General features: G+C 42.3%; 13 protein-coding genes. 8 read left to right on the forward strand and 5 right to left on the reverse strand.

Annotated features, from left to right (window positions below; all coding sequences use genetic code 11):
• Nucleotides 1–9 precede the first annotated feature (9 nt).
• From ODU34_RS02940 to ODU34_RS02970, 7 genes are all read left to right on the forward strand, one after another.
• Entirely contained in the window at nt 10–348 is a 339-nt protein-coding gene (locus ODU34_RS02940) for a YlbF/YmcA family competence regulator (protein WP_024401417.1), read from the forward strand.
• Nucleotides 349–609: 261 nt separating this feature from the next.
• The gene (nagA, locus tag ODU34_RS02945) at nt 610–1,755 is read left to right on the forward strand and encodes an N-acetylglucosamine-6-phosphate deacetylase (RefSeq protein WP_398578313.1); all 1,146 of its coding nucleotides are present in this window, start codon (nt 610–612) and stop codon (nt 1,753–1,755) included.
• 23 nt (nt 1,756–1,778) lie between these two features.
• On the forward strand, nt 1,779–2,780 hold the full coding sequence (lacD, locus tag ODU34_RS02950; RefSeq protein WP_398578314.1) for a tagatose-bisphosphate aldolase: 1,002 nt from the start codon (nt 1,779–1,781) through the stop codon (nt 2,778–2,780).
• Nucleotides 2,781–3,409: 629 nt separating this feature from the next.
• Nucleotides 3,410–4,369, forward strand: coding sequence for an ABC transporter substrate-binding protein (locus tag ODU34_RS02955; protein WP_024400040.1), 960 nt, complete (start codon nt 3,410–3,412; stop codon nt 4,367–4,369).
• 23 nt (nt 4,370–4,392) lie between these two features.
• Nucleotides 4,393–5,367: an ABC transporter substrate-binding protein gene (locus tag ODU34_RS02960; RefSeq protein ID WP_029752587.1), complete on the forward strand. Its 975-nt coding sequence runs from the start codon at nt 4,393–4,395 to the stop codon at nt 5,365–5,367.
• A 55-nt stretch (nt 5,368–5,422) separates the two neighbouring features.
• Nucleotides 5,423–6,316, forward strand: a complete 894-nt coding sequence (locus tag ODU34_RS02965; protein ID WP_136671372.1) for an ABC transporter permease — start codon at nt 5,423–5,425, stop codon at nt 6,314–6,316.
• Between the two features lie 9 nt (nt 6,317–6,325).
• Nucleotides 6,326–7,126, forward strand: coding sequence for an ABC transporter ATP-binding protein (locus ODU34_RS02970; protein WP_002940641.1), 801 nt, complete (start codon nt 6,326–6,328; stop codon nt 7,124–7,126).
• Nucleotides 7,127–7,289: 163 nt separating this feature from the next.
• Here ODU34_RS02970 and aroB read toward each other — a convergent pair whose 3' ends face one another.
• The 5 genes from aroB to ODU34_RS02995 form a co-directional block, all read right to left on the reverse strand.
• Entirely contained in the window at nt 7,290–8,357 is a 1,068-nt protein-coding gene (aroB, locus tag ODU34_RS02975; protein WP_398578315.1) for a 3-dehydroquinate synthase, read from the reverse strand.
• A 12-nt stretch (nt 8,358–8,369) separates the two neighbouring features.
• A complete protein-coding gene (locus ODU34_RS02980) occupies nt 8,370–9,239 on the reverse strand; it encodes a shikimate dehydrogenase (RefSeq protein WP_398578316.1) in 870 nt (289 codons plus the stop codon).
• Nucleotides 9,240–9,284: 45 nt separating this feature from the next.
• Nucleotides 9,285–10,310 carry a 3-deoxy-7-phosphoheptulonate synthase gene (locus ODU34_RS02985; protein ID WP_398578317.1) on the reverse strand — a complete coding sequence of 342 codons (1,026 nt, stop codon included), beginning with the start codon at nt 10,308–10,310 and terminating at the stop codon, nt 9,285–9,287.
• Nucleotides 10,311–10,319: 9 nt separating this feature from the next.
• Nucleotides 10,320–11,357: a 3-deoxy-7-phosphoheptulonate synthase gene (locus ODU34_RS02990; protein WP_105121702.1), complete on the reverse strand. Its 1,038-nt coding sequence runs from the start codon at nt 11,355–11,357 to the stop codon at nt 10,320–10,322.
• A gap of 299 nt (nt 11,358–11,656) precedes the next feature.
• Nucleotides 11,657–12,250 carry a DUF1361 domain-containing protein gene (locus tag ODU34_RS02995; protein WP_024400034.1) on the reverse strand — a complete coding sequence of 198 codons (594 nt, stop codon included), beginning with the start codon at nt 12,248–12,250 and terminating at the stop codon, nt 11,657–11,659.
• Nucleotides 12,251–12,405: 155 nt separating this feature from the next.
• On the opposite strand from ODU34_RS02995, the gene metG reads away from it, so the two are divergent.
• Nucleotides 12,406–14,409 carry a methionine--tRNA ligase gene (metG, locus tag ODU34_RS03000; RefSeq protein ID WP_398578318.1) on the forward strand — a complete coding sequence of 668 codons (2,004 nt, stop codon included), beginning with the start codon at nt 12,406–12,408 and terminating at the stop codon, nt 14,407–14,409.
• The last annotated feature ends 5 nt before the right edge of the window (nt 14,410–14,414 follow it).

Raw genomic sequence — 14,414 nt, forward strand, 5'->3', positions numbered from 1 at the left:
GAGAAAATTATGTCAACAAATATCTATGATATAGCAAATGAATTGGAACGTGCAATCCGTAACCTGCCTGAATATAAGGCGGTGGAAGCCGTTAAGGTCTCAGTTGAGGGGGATTCAGAAGCCAAAGAAATATTGGAAAGTTATATTTCTTTCCAAAAAGAAATCCAATCTAAATTGCAGGCTGGTGAAATTCCTACTGAAGCTGACCAAAAGAAAATGTTGGATTTCAACAAGAAAGTTCAGGGAAATCCACTTTTGACGGAATATTTCAGCAAGCAACAACAATTGGGAACTTATGTAGCTGATTTGGAACGTATCATCTTCAAGCCTCTCAACGAATTGTTGTAATATATTTATATTTGATAGGAGCAGGGTGTTAGGTCATGGATTGACGCCTAGTATATACTGCTTACGTAGAGTTCTTATCTCCAAGTACAGATTCAGAAACGGTACTTTGGGGAGTAAGAACTTTTTTTCTACCTTCTCACAGCATCCATTTCTTATAAAGTTATGGTAATTACTTGACATTTTCTAATAGAAGTTCTACAATATATTTAGTATATGGTTATAACCAGTTCGATGAGTATATATATCAATAAAGGAGATAGTATGACAGTATTTATAAAAGCAAAATCTATTATTTTACCAGAGAGTGAGGTCGAATCAGCCTATTTGGAAATTACTGACAAGGGTCAATTTGGACGGATTGTGACTGAAAAGCCTGAAGGGGAAATTGTTGATTATTCGGACTTTCATTTAGCACCAGGGCTAGTTGATACACATATCCACGGCTACGCTTCTCACGATGTTATGGACAATGATTTTGAAGGGATCAAGGTAATTTCAGAAGGCCTCTTGTCTTGTGGGGTAACCTCTTGGCTTCCAACGACCTTAACAGATACGACTGAAAATTTAGATGCAGTTTGTGAAACGATTGGGACTTATGCAGGGCAGGAAACAGGCGCCAAGATTCAAGGTATTTTCTTAGAAGGTCCCTTCTTTACAGAAAAATACAAGGGAGCACAAAATCCTAAGTACATGAGCGATCCATCCATTGAAAAGTTGGACAACTGGCACAGCTTATCGAAAGGTTTAGTCAATAAAATTGCTATTGCTCCAGAACGTGAAGGTGTCAAAGAATTCATCGAGTTTGCTAACAGCAAGGCAATTCATACTGCCTTGGCTCACAGCGATGCGACCTATGCACAAGCGGAAGCGGCAGTAGAAGCTGGTGCCAATATCTTCGTCCATGTGTACAATGGGATGAGTGGGCTTCATCACCGTGAACCAGGTATGGTCGGAGCTGCTTTGAATTTAAAAAATGTCTATGCGGAAATGATTTGTGATGGACACCATGTTCATCCAGTTGCGGCAGAAATCGTGGTCAAAGCACGTGGAGCAGAGGAAACTGTTTTGATTACGGACTGTATGCGAGCTGGCGGTATGGGTGAAGGGGAGTCCCGCCTCGGTGAATTTGAAGTTGTTGTAAAAGATGGAACTGCTCGTTTAAAAGAAAGTGGTAGTTTGGCAGGTTCTATCTTAGAATTGATCGAAGCAGTGCAGAACGTTGTGAAATGGGGCTTGGTGTCCCTACCTGATGCCCTTCGTATGGCCTCTCTGGCACCAGCTCGCTCTGTCAATATTGACAATATTTGTGGTCGGATTGCAGAAGGCCGAGCTGCAGACTTTATCGTCGTAGATGATGCAGGACGCTTACAAGCGACCTATCTAGATGGCGTGAAACGATTTGGTTAATAAAATTCCTTAGGAGGAAACTAATGACAAAATTACAACTTTCTCAGGCTAAATTCAATCACATGACCCGCTTGTCAAACAGCAATCAGGTGATTGCTGCCTTGGCGATTGACCAACGGGGGGCTTTGAAACGCTTGCTTGCTGCTGCAGCAGGCGGTGGCGAATTTGGAGATGACATTTTGATTGACTTCAAGAAAGTCATCTCAAGTGATTTGACCCCTTATGCAAGCTCTATCCTCTTGGATGCTGAGTATGGTGTTCCAGCTTCAGAATTGCGTCATGCAGATTGTGGCTTCATTGCAGCTTATGAAAAAACAGGTTACGATGCGTCCACACCAGGTCGTTTGCCAGACCTTTTGCCAAATTGGTCAGCCAAACGCATCAAGGAATTGGGTGCAGATGCCGTAAAAATCTTGCTTTACTATGATGTAGATGACAAGCCAGAAATCAACGACATTAAGCATGCCTGGGTAGAACGTATTGGTGGTGAGTGTATCGCAGAAGATATTCCTTACTTCGTCGAAATCTTGACTTACGATGCCAGCAATATGGATGTGACTTCTCGTGAATACGCAGCCCTCAAACCACACAAGGTCAATGGTGCCATGCGTGAATTTAGCAAGTCACGTTATAATGCCGACGTGCTCAAGGTTGAAGTGCCTGTCAATATGAACTTTGTAGAAGGCTACACAGATGAAGAGCCAGTCTACACAGTTGAGGAAGCCAAGGCCTTCTTCAAGGAACAAACAGACAGTACTCACTTGCCATTCATCTATTTGAGTGCAGGTGTATCTGCCAAACTCTTCCAAGAAACACTTGTCTTTGCTAAAGAAGCAGGTTCAAGCTTTAATGGTGTTCTTTGTGGTCGGGCGACTTGGAAGGATGCAGTAGCCATATTTGCAAGCGAGGGTGAAGAAGCAGCCAAAGCTTGGTTGGCAGATCAAGGCCGCCGCAACGTAGAAGAACTCAACGAGGTTCTAGCAACTACAGCATGTCCTTGGACTGAAAAAGTTGAAGTAAAATAATTGTTTTAGTAGGGTCTGGGCTTAGGTTCAGACTTTTTTGTGACATCAAATATAGTCACTTATACTCTTCGAAAATCAAAATCAGTCGTTGTTGACCTGATTTTGCAATCCGCTCTTATATCTCCCGCCTTGAACAGTCCATTTATTGTGCAAGCAATCCCAGAAACAAGAAAGCATTGAGTTATAGCTGCGGCTGTTGACAGATCGTTTTATAGCTAATAATATAGGGGGTTATTTTTAGAAAAATTCGAAAAAACTTGAAAAATCTGAAAATTTACGCAATTTCCTATTGACAAATAATTTGAAAACAGTTATGATAGTTACAAATAATTGAGAAAGGGAAACAGAGATGTTACAAATGTGTCAAAATCATTCAGCTAATCATACTTATTTCTACGGCTATTTTAGATAGTGTTTGTAGACATGGTAAACATGGATGCAAACACGGGAACGTAAAGTTTGTATCTATGTGGCTGTAGCTATTTTGACATGTGCCCATAGATGATACATCTAGATGGCACGGATAATTCATTCTGTTTTCCTATACAGATGAAATATAAGGACCGTTTAGAGTGTAGTCTAAGCGGTCCTTTCTTGTTTGCTATTATATTTATAAAAGGAGAATAATCATGGGATTTAAAAAAATTATACTTAGTTCAGTAGCACTTTTGTCAGCAGTAACGCTTGCTGCATGCAGTTCCAATTCGTCAGATTCAAGTTCAGTCAATGTTGGTATTATTCAATATGCTGAACATGAAGCATTGACCTCAGCTCGTGAAGGTTTTGTAGAGGCACTCGAAGAAGCAGGCTACAAGGAAGGTGAAAATCTGACGATTGATTTGCAAAATGCCCAAGGTGATCAAGCAAACTTACAGACAATGGTTGAGAAATTGGCAGGGAAAAATGATCTTAACTTTGCCATCGCAACACCGGCAGCCCAAGCCATGCTTAATGCAGATAGTGAAACATCAAGTGTATTCACAGCTGTCACAGATCCAGTTGAAGCAGGTTTGGTTGAATCATTGGAAAAACCAGGCGGGACCATGACAGGATCGACTGATGCAACTGATGTGGAAGGTCAAATTGAGATGTTGCTCAAAGTTGTACCAACTGCGAAGACTGTCGGTATTTTCTACAATTCTAGCGAGGTAAACTCAGAAGTTCAAGCTGAGCAGGCTAAAAAAGCACTCGAAGCAAAAGGTGTAAAGGTAGAAGTGACAACAGTTACGACGACAAACGATGTTCAGCAAGCTATTACTTCACTTGCAGGAAAAGTCGATGCTATCTATCTTCCAACTGATAACACAGTTGCCTCTACAGCTTCAACAATCGGTGATATTTTAAAAGAAGCAAAAGTTCCAGCTATGGGAAGTGACGCAGCAGTTATTGACGCAGCTCTATTTACCTACGGTGTCGACTACCATGCTATCGGTGTTCAAGCTGGTGAATTGGCTGTGAAGATTTTGAAGGGTGAAAAGCCAGCTGACTTAGCAGTTGAAAAACCAAATACAGCGGCTATTACCGTCAATGAAGAAATGGCTAAAGCTGTTGGTATTGATGCAGCGACTATAAAAGCATTAGAAGAGTAAAATATTTAGGAGAAGAAACGTTTATGTATTATAAGCTAGTAAAAAAATTGGCAACTATTTCAGTAGCAAGTATGGGTTTGCTAACACTTGCAGCTTGTTCCTCATCATCAGAACAAGCTTCCTCAGATGTGGTCAAAGTTGGAGTTCTCCAATATATGGAGCATGAATCATTGACAGCTGCCCGTGAGGGTTTTGTGGCGGAATTAGAAGCAAATGGCTATAAAGAGGGTGAAAAATTGGTTTTGGATTATCAAAATGCCCAAGGCGATCAAGCTAACCTTCAAACCATTTCAGAACAATTAATCGATGGAAACGATATTGTCTTAGCAATCGCTACGCCGTCTGCCCAGAGTTTAGCGACTGTATCTACTGAAACGCCGATTGTCTTTACTGCGGTTACAGATCCCTTGTCAGCTGACTTGGTAGAATCCATTGAAAAACCAGGTGGACTTTTGACAGGTACTTCTGATCAAGCTTCAATTGACAAACAGGTTGAATTGCTAGGACAAGCTGTTCCTGATGCTAAGACAGTTGGTATTTTGTACACTACTAGCGAACGTAATTCAGAAGTCCAGGTAGAGCAAGCTAAGGAATTGCTAGAAAAAGCAGGTTATAAGGTAGTGGTAAAAGGAATCACTTCGACTAATGAAGTACAAGATGCGACAACAAGTTTGATGAAGGATGTAGATGCTCTCTTTATTCCAACAGACAATACTGTCGCTTCAACCATGACCATGATCGGTGAATTATCTGTGGAGCATAAGGTTCCAGTAATCGGTGGTTCAACGGACATGGTGGATGAAGGAGGTCTTTTGACTTACGGTACCAACTATGAAGCTTTAGGTCGTCAAACTGCAAAAATGGCTATTAAGATTATCGAAGGAGCCAATGTGTCAGAAACAGCGGTAGAATACCCAGAGACCGTCAGTCTTCACGTTAATGAAGAAATGGCTCAGAAATTAGGTATCGATACTTCTAAGCTTGCTGTATCTGAATAAGATCGGTAAGTATAGAACCTAGTATTGACTACGAATTTAGAAAAAGGAGAAAATCGTGGATATTATTTTATCAAGTATCTCGCAAGGCTTGCTTTGGTCAGTTATGGCGATTGGTGTTTACTTGACGTTTCGTATTTTAGATATTGCTGATATGACAGCTGAGGGGTCTTATCCGCTTGGAGCTGCTGTTTGTGCGACAGGGATTGTGAACGGAGTGAATCCCTTGCTGGCAACCTTTATGGCTATGGTAGCTGGTATGGGTGCAGGATTGATTTCTGGTTTACTTCATACAAAACTAAAAATTCCAGCCCTTTTGACTGGTATTGTAACCTTGACAGGACTCTACTCCATCAACTTGAAAATTTTGGGTAAGGCCAACGTAGCCCTGCTCAAACAAGAAACACTGGTGACCAAATTGCAGGATTTCGGTTTGACAAAAACAAATGCTGTTTTGGTGATTGGTCTGGTCTTTGTACTAGCAGTTGTAGGCCTATTGACGCTCTTGCTCAATACACAAATTGGTCTAGCTATTCGTTCAACAGGGGATAACATTCCAATGAGTGAGGCCAATGGTATCAATGTAGACAATATGAAAATCTACGGCTATATGTTGTCGAATGGTCTAATTGCCCTTTGTGGTGCTCTTCTTACTCAGAATAATGGCTATGCAGATCTCAATTCAGGTACTGGTACCATTGTTATCGGTCTAGCATCTGTCATTATTGCAGAAGTTATCTTGCGTAACTTACGCCTGGGTTGGAGACTCCTATCGGTTGTTCTCGGCGCAGTTGTTTACCGTTTGATTATCTTAGCGATTTTGGAAATTCCAGGTATGGATGCAGACCTTGTTAAACTCTTCTCAGCTATCCTTCTGGCAACCGTTCTCTATGTGCCAGAATTGCAGAAGAAATTGAATATTCGTCGTCCAAAATTGAATGGAAATGCTTAGGAGGAAGTCATGTCTACAATTTTATCAATCCAAAATATTCATAAAACCTTCGAAGCTGGAACAGTTAATGAGAACCATGTCCTTCGTGGGTTGAACTTAGATGTAAAAGAGGGTGATTTTATTTCCATTATCGGTGGTAATGGTGCTGGTAAATCAACTTTCATGAACTCACTTGCAGGTGCCTTGACGGTTGATTCGGGCGATATTTTGCTTGAAGGTAAATCCATTAAGCATGTCTCAGCTGCCAAACGTTCTAAGGACATTAGCCGTGTCTTCCAAGATCCTAAGATGGGAACAGCTTCTCGCTTGACCATTGAAGAAAACATGGCTATTGCCTATCGTCGTGGATTGTCACGTGGTCTTGGCTGGGGTGTTAAGGATAGTGAACGCGCGATTTTTAAGGAAGCCTTGAAAGAACTCGGTTTGGGTTTGGAAAACCGTATGAAGGTTGATACGCAATTTCTTTCAGGTGGTCAACGTCAGGCTCTGACCTTGATGATGGCTTCACTGGTGAAACCAAAGGTTCTGCTCTTGGACGAACACACTGCGGCCCTTGATCCAAAAACTAGCGATATGGTCATGGAATTGACTAAGAAGATTGTCGAGAGTCACCAGTTGACAGCTCTGATGATTACGCATAATATGGAAAACGCCATTGAATATGGTAATCGTTTGGTCATGTTGCACCGTGGTCAGATTGTTGTCGATGTAGAAGGAGAAGAGAAGAAGAACTTGACCGTTCAAAACTTGATGGACCTTTTCTACAAAAACAGTGGTGAAAAGCTAACTGACGATGAGATGATTTTATAAAAAAATAAGACTACTGATGATTTTGAATCAGTAGTCATTTTTCTTATATCGTCATTTAGTTGACCTTTATTACTTCGACGTAAGAGGAAACTCCGTTTCCTTATTTCCAACTTCCAACTATCTACCAGATAGTTAGAGCGAGTACTAAAAGTAAACTAAAAGACTATACTTGTAGAAATTCTAGCATTTCTACCATTGGAATTTGATGGATGGCAGCCTGTCCCAATTGAGGGACGATGACGAGTTTGATGGTCTTGCCACGTGCTTTTTTATCGTGAGTTAGGGCGGCGTATAATTCATCTACATTCCAAGGCTGGTATGTAGTCGGCAAGCCGAATTTTTCACACATGGCGATAATCTTTTCTGTCATATCAGCTGGCATCAGTCCTTTTTTCTCAGCTGCGCATGAGATTTGTACCATACCGATGGCAACAGCTTCACCGTGCATGACCTGACCGTAGCCAGCGGTCGCTTCAATAGCATGTCCAATCGTGTGACCGAAGTTGAGGTAGAGTCTGACACCGTTGTCTAATTCATCTTCGACAACAACCTTGCGTTTGACTTCACAGGAGTGGTAGATGATATAGTCAGCATGCTCCAGAATGCTCTCGACAGAGCCGTCTAATTGGTCTAGGGTTTCCCAGAGATCCACATCATCTATTAAGCCATATTTGACAACCTCGCCCATTCCTTCAATCAATTCTCGTTTGCCGAGTGTTTTTAGGGTATCAGGGTCGATGAGAACGCCGTCTGGTTGGCAGAAGGTCCCCACCATATTTTTGGCAAATGGGGTGTTCACGCCAGTTTTTCCCCCGATAGAAGAATCAACTTGGGCAGTTAGGCTGGTTGGGATTTGTAGGAAATGGATACCACGCATATAGGTAGAAGCGACAAAACCTGCCAAATCACCAACGACTCCCCCGCCGAGAGCAATGATTCCATCACTTCGTGTCATACCATTTTTTACGAGAAATTCGTAGGCCTGATTGACGGTATCAAGATTTTTTGAGGCTTCACCTTCTGGAAATTCAAAGACAATGGTTTCAAAACCAGCTTGTTCTAAGCTTGACTGAACTGTTTCACGGTAGAGTGAGCCAACATGGTCATCTGTAATAATGGCGATTTTCTGAGGTTTCCAAAGTTCTTTGACCCATGTACCTGTCTGTGCTAAACTTCCTCTTTGGATAAGGATGTCGTAGGGAGTGTTGGGAAGATTGACGGTCAGTTTCATCTGATTTCCTCTCTATTTGATATCGTATTTCTGGACTAATTGGTCCCAAATCAAGTCAGTCGGCATTTCCTTACCAGTCCAGGCGTGGAATGCTTCAGCCGCTTGGAAAAGGAGCATGCCCAAACCATTGATAGTTGGATTGCCTTGTGACTGGGCATGCTTCATTAAAGGTGTTTCGAATGGTTGATAGATCACATCTGCAACCAAAAGATTTTCAGGAAAGCGAATGGTAGAAGGAACAGGTTGAGAATACCCATCCATGCCTACACTGGTTCCGTTGACTAGTAAGTCGGAGTTGGTAATATGTTCCTGTAGTAATTGGCTATCTTCAAGCGCTAGAACCTTCATGGGAACTCCAGTTGCTTGAGCAATAGGTGTTAGACTTACCTGTGTTCTTTCCAAGCTTTGTTGACGGCAGAAAATGGTAATTTCCTTTGCACCATCCAATGCAGCCTGAGCTATGATAGCAGTAGAAGCACCACCACCACCTAGAATGGTCAGTCGCTTGTTGCGTACTTGGAATCCTCTTAGTTTTTCTAAACTTTTGAAGAATCCAATGCCATCGGTATTGTGACCGATTAGTAAGCCATTCCGATGAATGACAGTATTGACAGCGCCAATCAGGCGTGCAGAGGCTGTTAAATCATCTAGATAAGGAATGACAGCTTGTTTATAGGGCATGGAAAGATTGATGCCAAACATATCGTAGCGTTTGATATTTTCAAGAGTAGCAGCCAAATCCTCTTCTGGAATTTCCAAAGCGACATAGACACCGTTTACACCTGTTTCCTTAAAAGCCAGATTATGAATGAAGGGGGAAATGGAGTGTTTGATTGGCTTTGCAACAACGGCAGCAAGACGAGTGTAACCATCAATGTTCATAGCTTACCTCCAAATTATTTATCCTATAAAAAATTAAGGAAAGAATTAGACAGTTTGATGAATTTCACGAATTAGAGCTTCCGTTTTTTCCCAACCTAAGCAAGGATCGGTAATGGATTTGCCGAACACCTCAGGGCTATCTTGACGGCCGTCTTCCAAGTAGGATTCAATCATGAAACCACGAACATATTTGCGAATAGCTTCATTCCAATCACGGTTGATGAGGGTTTGACGGACGATACGGATTTGTTCCAGGTAATTTTTACCAGAATTGTCGTGGTTGGTATCAATTACGATAAATGGATTTTTAAGACCAAATTGTTCATACTGTTTGATGGTTTTCAAGAGAATATCGTAGTAGTAGTTTGGCTCATAACCGCCCTTTTCAGTATTGGCACCACGAAGGATAGCATGAGCTAGAGGGTTGCCATCTGTATCAACTTCTGCGTCGCGGTAAATAAAGTTCTGTTTGTTTTGTGCGGCGTAGATACCATTGAACATAACGGTCAAATTACCAGAAGTTGGGTTTTTCATACCAGTTGGCATATCGACACCTGATGCAACAAATCTGTGTTCTTGGTCTTCAACCGAACGTGCTCCGATAGCATGGTAGGACACCAAGTCTTCCACAAGAGGGTAGTTGGCAGAGTAGAGCATTTCATCAGCAGTTGTGAGTCCGGTCTCAGTAATGACACGGTAATGCAAATTACGAACGGCTGCAATTCCGTTAATGAGGGCTGGTAATTTAGAAGTATCTGGCTGATGAACCAGTCCTTTATAGCCTTCCCCATTGGTACGTGGTTTAGCTGTGTAAACCCGCATGACCATGAAGATTTTATCTTTGACTTCCTCTTGAAGCTTAGAGAGACGACGTGCATACTCTAGAACGGCCTCTTCATTATCTGATGAGCAAGGGCCGATAACCAAGAGCAGACGGTCATCTTCACCTCGGATAATTCTTTTCAGTTCTTCATCGCGCTGATTTTTTGCAACTAGAAATTCTCCTTCTAGCTTGGAAAGTTCCTTTACTTTATCAATGTCTAAACTGGTGCTACGTTTGTGGATTCCCATAGTATTTTCCTATCTGTTGTAAATTTCTCGGATGAGTTCTTGTGTTTTTTCCCAGCCTAAGCAAGGGTCTGTGATGGATTTTCCATAGACATCTGGATTGTCTTGGCGACCATCTTCAATGTAGGATTCAATCATGAAGCCGCGAACGTAGTTACGAATGGATTCGTTCCAGTCACGGTTGATTAAGGTTTGACGGACGATACGGATTTGTTCCAAATAATTTTTCCCAGAATTGTCATGGTTGGTATCGATAATAATAAATGGATTTTTCAAGCCAAATTGGTCATAGAGCTCAATGGTTTCTAGAAGATTGTCATAGTAATAGTTTGGTAGGTATTTACCATTTTCATTGACTGCGCCACGAAGGATAACGTGAGCAAGTGGATTGCCAGATGTTTCAACTTCAGTATTGTTGAAGAGGAAGGATTGCTTCTTCTGAGCAGCAAAAAGACCGTTGAACATGACTTTGAGGTTACCAGATGTTGGATTTTTCAAGCCTGTTGGAACATTGATGCCTGATGCTACAAAGCGGTGCTGCTGATTTTCAACCGAACGAGCTCCGATAGCGATGTAGGAAACCAAGTCATCAACCAAAGGCAGATTTTCAGGATAGAGCATCTCGTCAGCAGTAGTTAAACCTGTTTCCGTAATGACACGATAGTGGAGGTTACGAACTGCTTTGATTCCGTTGATGAGGCTTGGTGCAGCATCTGTATCTGGTTGGTGTATGAGTCCTTTATAACCATCACCATTGGTACGTGGCTTGGCAGTATAGACGCGCATGACCATGAAAATTTTATCTTTGACTTCTTCTTGGAGCTTGGCCAAGCGGTGAGCATAATCTAAGACAGCCTCTTCATTGTCAGATGAACATGGTCCAATCACTAGGAGAAGACGATCATCTTCTCCTTTTAAGATGGCTTCAAGTTCACGGTCACGAGCTTGTTTTTTAGCAAGTGTTTCAGGAGAAAGTTTAGAATGCTCTCGGACTTGATTGATGTCAATTTTTTCGCTGATTGGTGTAAACAATAGATCTCCCTCTTTCATTTATAGATTCCTCAATTATACCATTATTTTTAAGAATTTAAAATTAATATCCATGATTTTATGTAAAGTTTACAGTAAATTCTGAATATTTTATATAAAGGAAATTTAAGAAATTTTGCTTACAATAGGTTAACGATTTTTGCCTCATACACTTTGGATAAAAATGTAATGGAGAGAAACGGAGAAGATATAAATTTATCAAAAAAGTTTGTTTATGTCCTTGAAAAATCTTCCCAAAAGGAACGATAGTCCTTGAGTGTGGGAAGATGCTTGAAGATAATGGCTATGAGATAAAAATCTTATTCATTTATTGAAAAGACAAGAACCATAATTTGGATAAAGGTGAAGCCGAGGATAAAGGGGAGGGCATCCCACGAAATAACAGCAAGCATTTCATCAATAACGACAGTTGGTCTGGTAAAGATGTCCCATGAATTCAGTCTTGCATATCGTCCGATATGAATGGCAAAGCTGGATAGTAGGGAAAGACCACTAATCATAGACAGTTTTAGCCAGTAGGATTTGATAGAAAAAGCAGAGAAAATAAGTCGTACACTTTCAACGCCAGCCATGACCCCAAAGAAAATACTTGGGACGTAAAGCATAAATAGAATCATGCTTTCTCGTTGCCATAGTACTGTGTTGGCAAAGTGCATATGGACGATGTCTGTCACCATGTAAAAAGTATTGGGGTAGAAAAAGAGCCAGAGGAGACCTGCTATCACTTTGAGGATATGGGACTTTGTATGATTGGTAAGGATTGCAAAATCAAGTGCTACCAATGCCAAGAACATATTCCATGTCAAGTCAGGTGCCGTGACACCGTACCGTTTTAGTCCGACTGCTATGATGAGGAAAAAGAGATGAGTAAGAATATTTTTCTTTGTAAACATAGATGACCTCTTTCTGTTTGAGTTGTATCATAGTATAGCATAGATAGAGGAAGAATTGTAGTTAGAACCATTTTGTGATTTAGCTGAAAATATGATAAAATAGGATGTTGTCAATAACAGGGTTTCATTTGCTCTGAATTTGAAAGGAAAAAAGCATGACAAAAACACCGTTTTATATCACCACACCGATTTATTATCCGTCTGGAAAACTTCATATCGGTTCAGCCTACACGACCATTGCCTGTGATGTACTGGCTCGTTACAAACGCCTTATGGGACATGATGTCTACTATCTGACAGGGCTTGATGAGCACGGACAGAAGATTGAGGAGAAGGCAAAAGAGGCTGGTCTAACACCGCAAGCCTACGTTGACGGTATGGCGGTTGGCGTCAAGGAGCTCTGGAGCTTGCTAGACATCTCTTACGACAAGTTCATCCGCACGACTGATGATTACCACGAGGAAGTGGTGGCGGCTGTTTTTGAAAAATTGCTGGCGCAGGACGACATTTACTTGGGAGAGTATTCTGGATGGTACTCCGTATCGGACGAGGAATTCTTCACCGAGAGCCAATTGGCAGAGGTCTTCCGAGATGAAAACGGTAAGGTAACAGGTGGTATCGCTCCGAGCGGTCACGAGGTTGCCTGGGTATCAGAAGAGTCTTACTTCCTCCGCCTCAGCAAGTATCAGTATAAATTGGTCGAGTTTTTCAATGCTTATCCAGACTTTATCCAGCCAGACGGCCGCCTCAATGAAATTATGAAAAACTTCATCGAGCCAGGTTTGGAAGATTTGGCAGTATCTCGTACATCATTTACTTGGGGCGTGCCTGTTCCGTCAAATCCTAAACACGTTGTCTATGTCTGGATTGATGCCCTACTCAACTACGCAACTGCCTTGGGTTATGGTCAGGAAGAAACAGCCAACTATGACAAGTTCTGGAATGGAACAGTTTACCACATGGTTGGGAAGGACATTCTTCGTTTCCACTCGATTTACTGGCCAATCATGCTCATGATGCTGGATATGAAGTTGCCAGACCGCTTGGTTGCTCATGGCTGGTTTGTCATGAAAGACGGCAAGATGTCCAAGTCTAAGGGCAATGTGGTCTATCCAGAAATGTTGGTCGAGCGTTTCGGCCTGGATCCACTCCGTTACTACCTCATGCGTAGTCTGCCAGTTGGCTCTGACGGTACCTTTACACCAGAAGACTACGTTGGCCGTATCAACTATGAACTAGCCAACGACCTTGGAAACTTGCTCAACCGTACAGTTGCGATGATTAACAAGTACTTCGGCGGTCAGGTACCAACTTTTGTTGCCAACGTGACGGATTTTGATGCGGACTTGGCGGCAGTAGTAGCTGACAACTTGGTAAGCTACCATACCTACATGGACGCTGTGGACTACCCACGTGCCTTGGAAGCGGTCTGGAACATCATCTCCCGTACCAACAAGTACATCGATGAAACAGCTCCGTGGGTCTTGGCAAAAGAAGAAGCTGACCGTGACAAGTTGGCAGCCGTTATGGCCCACTTGACAGCAGGTCTTCGTGTGGTGGCTCATTTGATTCAACCATTTATGATGACGACGTCTAATGCTATTATGGAACAGCTTGGTTTGGGAACAAGTTTTGACCTTGAAAACCTTGACTTTGCAGGTCTTCCAGCTGGTTTGACAGTGGTCGCAAAAGGCACGCCTATCTTCCCACGACTTGATATGGAAGAGGAAATCGCCTATATCCAAGCTCAAATGGGTGGCAGCTCTGCTATTTCCCAAGAGGAAGAAAAAGAGTGGAACCCAGCTGACGTGGAGCTGAAAAACGAGAAAGCCGCGATCAAGTTCGAGGACTTCGACAAGGTGGAAATCCGCGTGGCTGAAGTCAAGGAAGTCGCCAAAGTAGAGGGATCTGACAAGCTGCTCAAGTTCCGTCTGGACGCAGGTGACGGTCAGGACCGCCAAATCCTGTCGGGTATCGCCAAGTACTATCCAAATGAGCAGGAGTTGGTCGGCAAGAAAGTCCAAATCGTTGCTAACCTCAAGCCACGTAAGATGATGGGCTTGCTCAGCCAGGGCATGATCCTCTCAGCCGAACATGGTGACAATTTAACACTCTTAACAGTAGACCCATCAGTGCCAAACGGCAGTCAGATTGGGTAAGAAAG

It is taken from the genome of Streptococcus sp. 2018WUSS126, assembly GCF_044427425.1.
Lineage (GTDB): Bacteria > Bacillota > Bacilli > Lactobacillales > Streptococcaceae > Streptococcus > Streptococcus hashimotonensis.

Bases quoted from the DNA above. Each gene is read 5' to 3' on its own strand.
- ODU34_RS02940 (WP_024401417.1), top strand. From the start codon at position 10: ATGTCAACAAATATCTATGATATAGCAAATGAATTGGAACGTGCAATC.
- nagA (WP_398578313.1), top strand. From the start codon at position 610: ATGACAGTATTTATAAAAGCAAAATCTATTATTTTACCAGAGAGTGAG.
- lacD (WP_398578314.1), top strand. From the start codon at position 1,779: ATGACAAAATTACAACTTTCTCAGGCTAAATTCAATCACATGACCCGC.
- ODU34_RS02955 (WP_024400040.1), top strand. From the start codon at position 3,410: ATGGGATTTAAAAAAATTATACTTAGTTCAGTAGCACTTTTGTCAGCA.
- ODU34_RS02960 (WP_029752587.1), top strand. From the start codon at position 4,393: ATGTATTATAAGCTAGTAAAAAAATTGGCAACTATTTCAGTAGCAAGT.
- ODU34_RS02970 (WP_002940641.1), top strand. From the start codon at position 6,326: ATGTCTACAATTTTATCAATCCAAAATATTCATAAAACCTTCGAAGCT.
- aroB (WP_398578315.1), bottom strand. From the start codon at position 8,357: ATGAAACTGACCGTCAATCTTCCCAACACTCCCTACGACATCCTTATC.
- ODU34_RS02980 (WP_398578316.1), bottom strand. From the start codon at position 9,239: ATGAACATTGATGGTTACACTCGTCTTGCTGCCGTTGTTGCAAAGCCA.
- ODU34_RS02985 (WP_398578317.1), bottom strand. From the start codon at position 10,310: ATGGGAATCCACAAACGTAGCACCAGTTTAGACATTGATAAAGTAAAG.
- ODU34_RS02990 (WP_105121702.1), bottom strand. From the start codon at position 11,357: ATGAAAGAGGGAGATCTATTGTTTACACCAATCAGCGAAAAAATTGAC.
- ODU34_RS02995 (WP_024400034.1), bottom strand. From the start codon at position 12,250: ATGTTTACAAAGAAAAATATTCTTACTCATCTCTTTTTCCTCATCATA.
- metG (WP_398578318.1), top strand. From the start codon at position 12,406: ATGACAAAAACACCGTTTTATATCACCACACCGATTTATTATCCGTCT.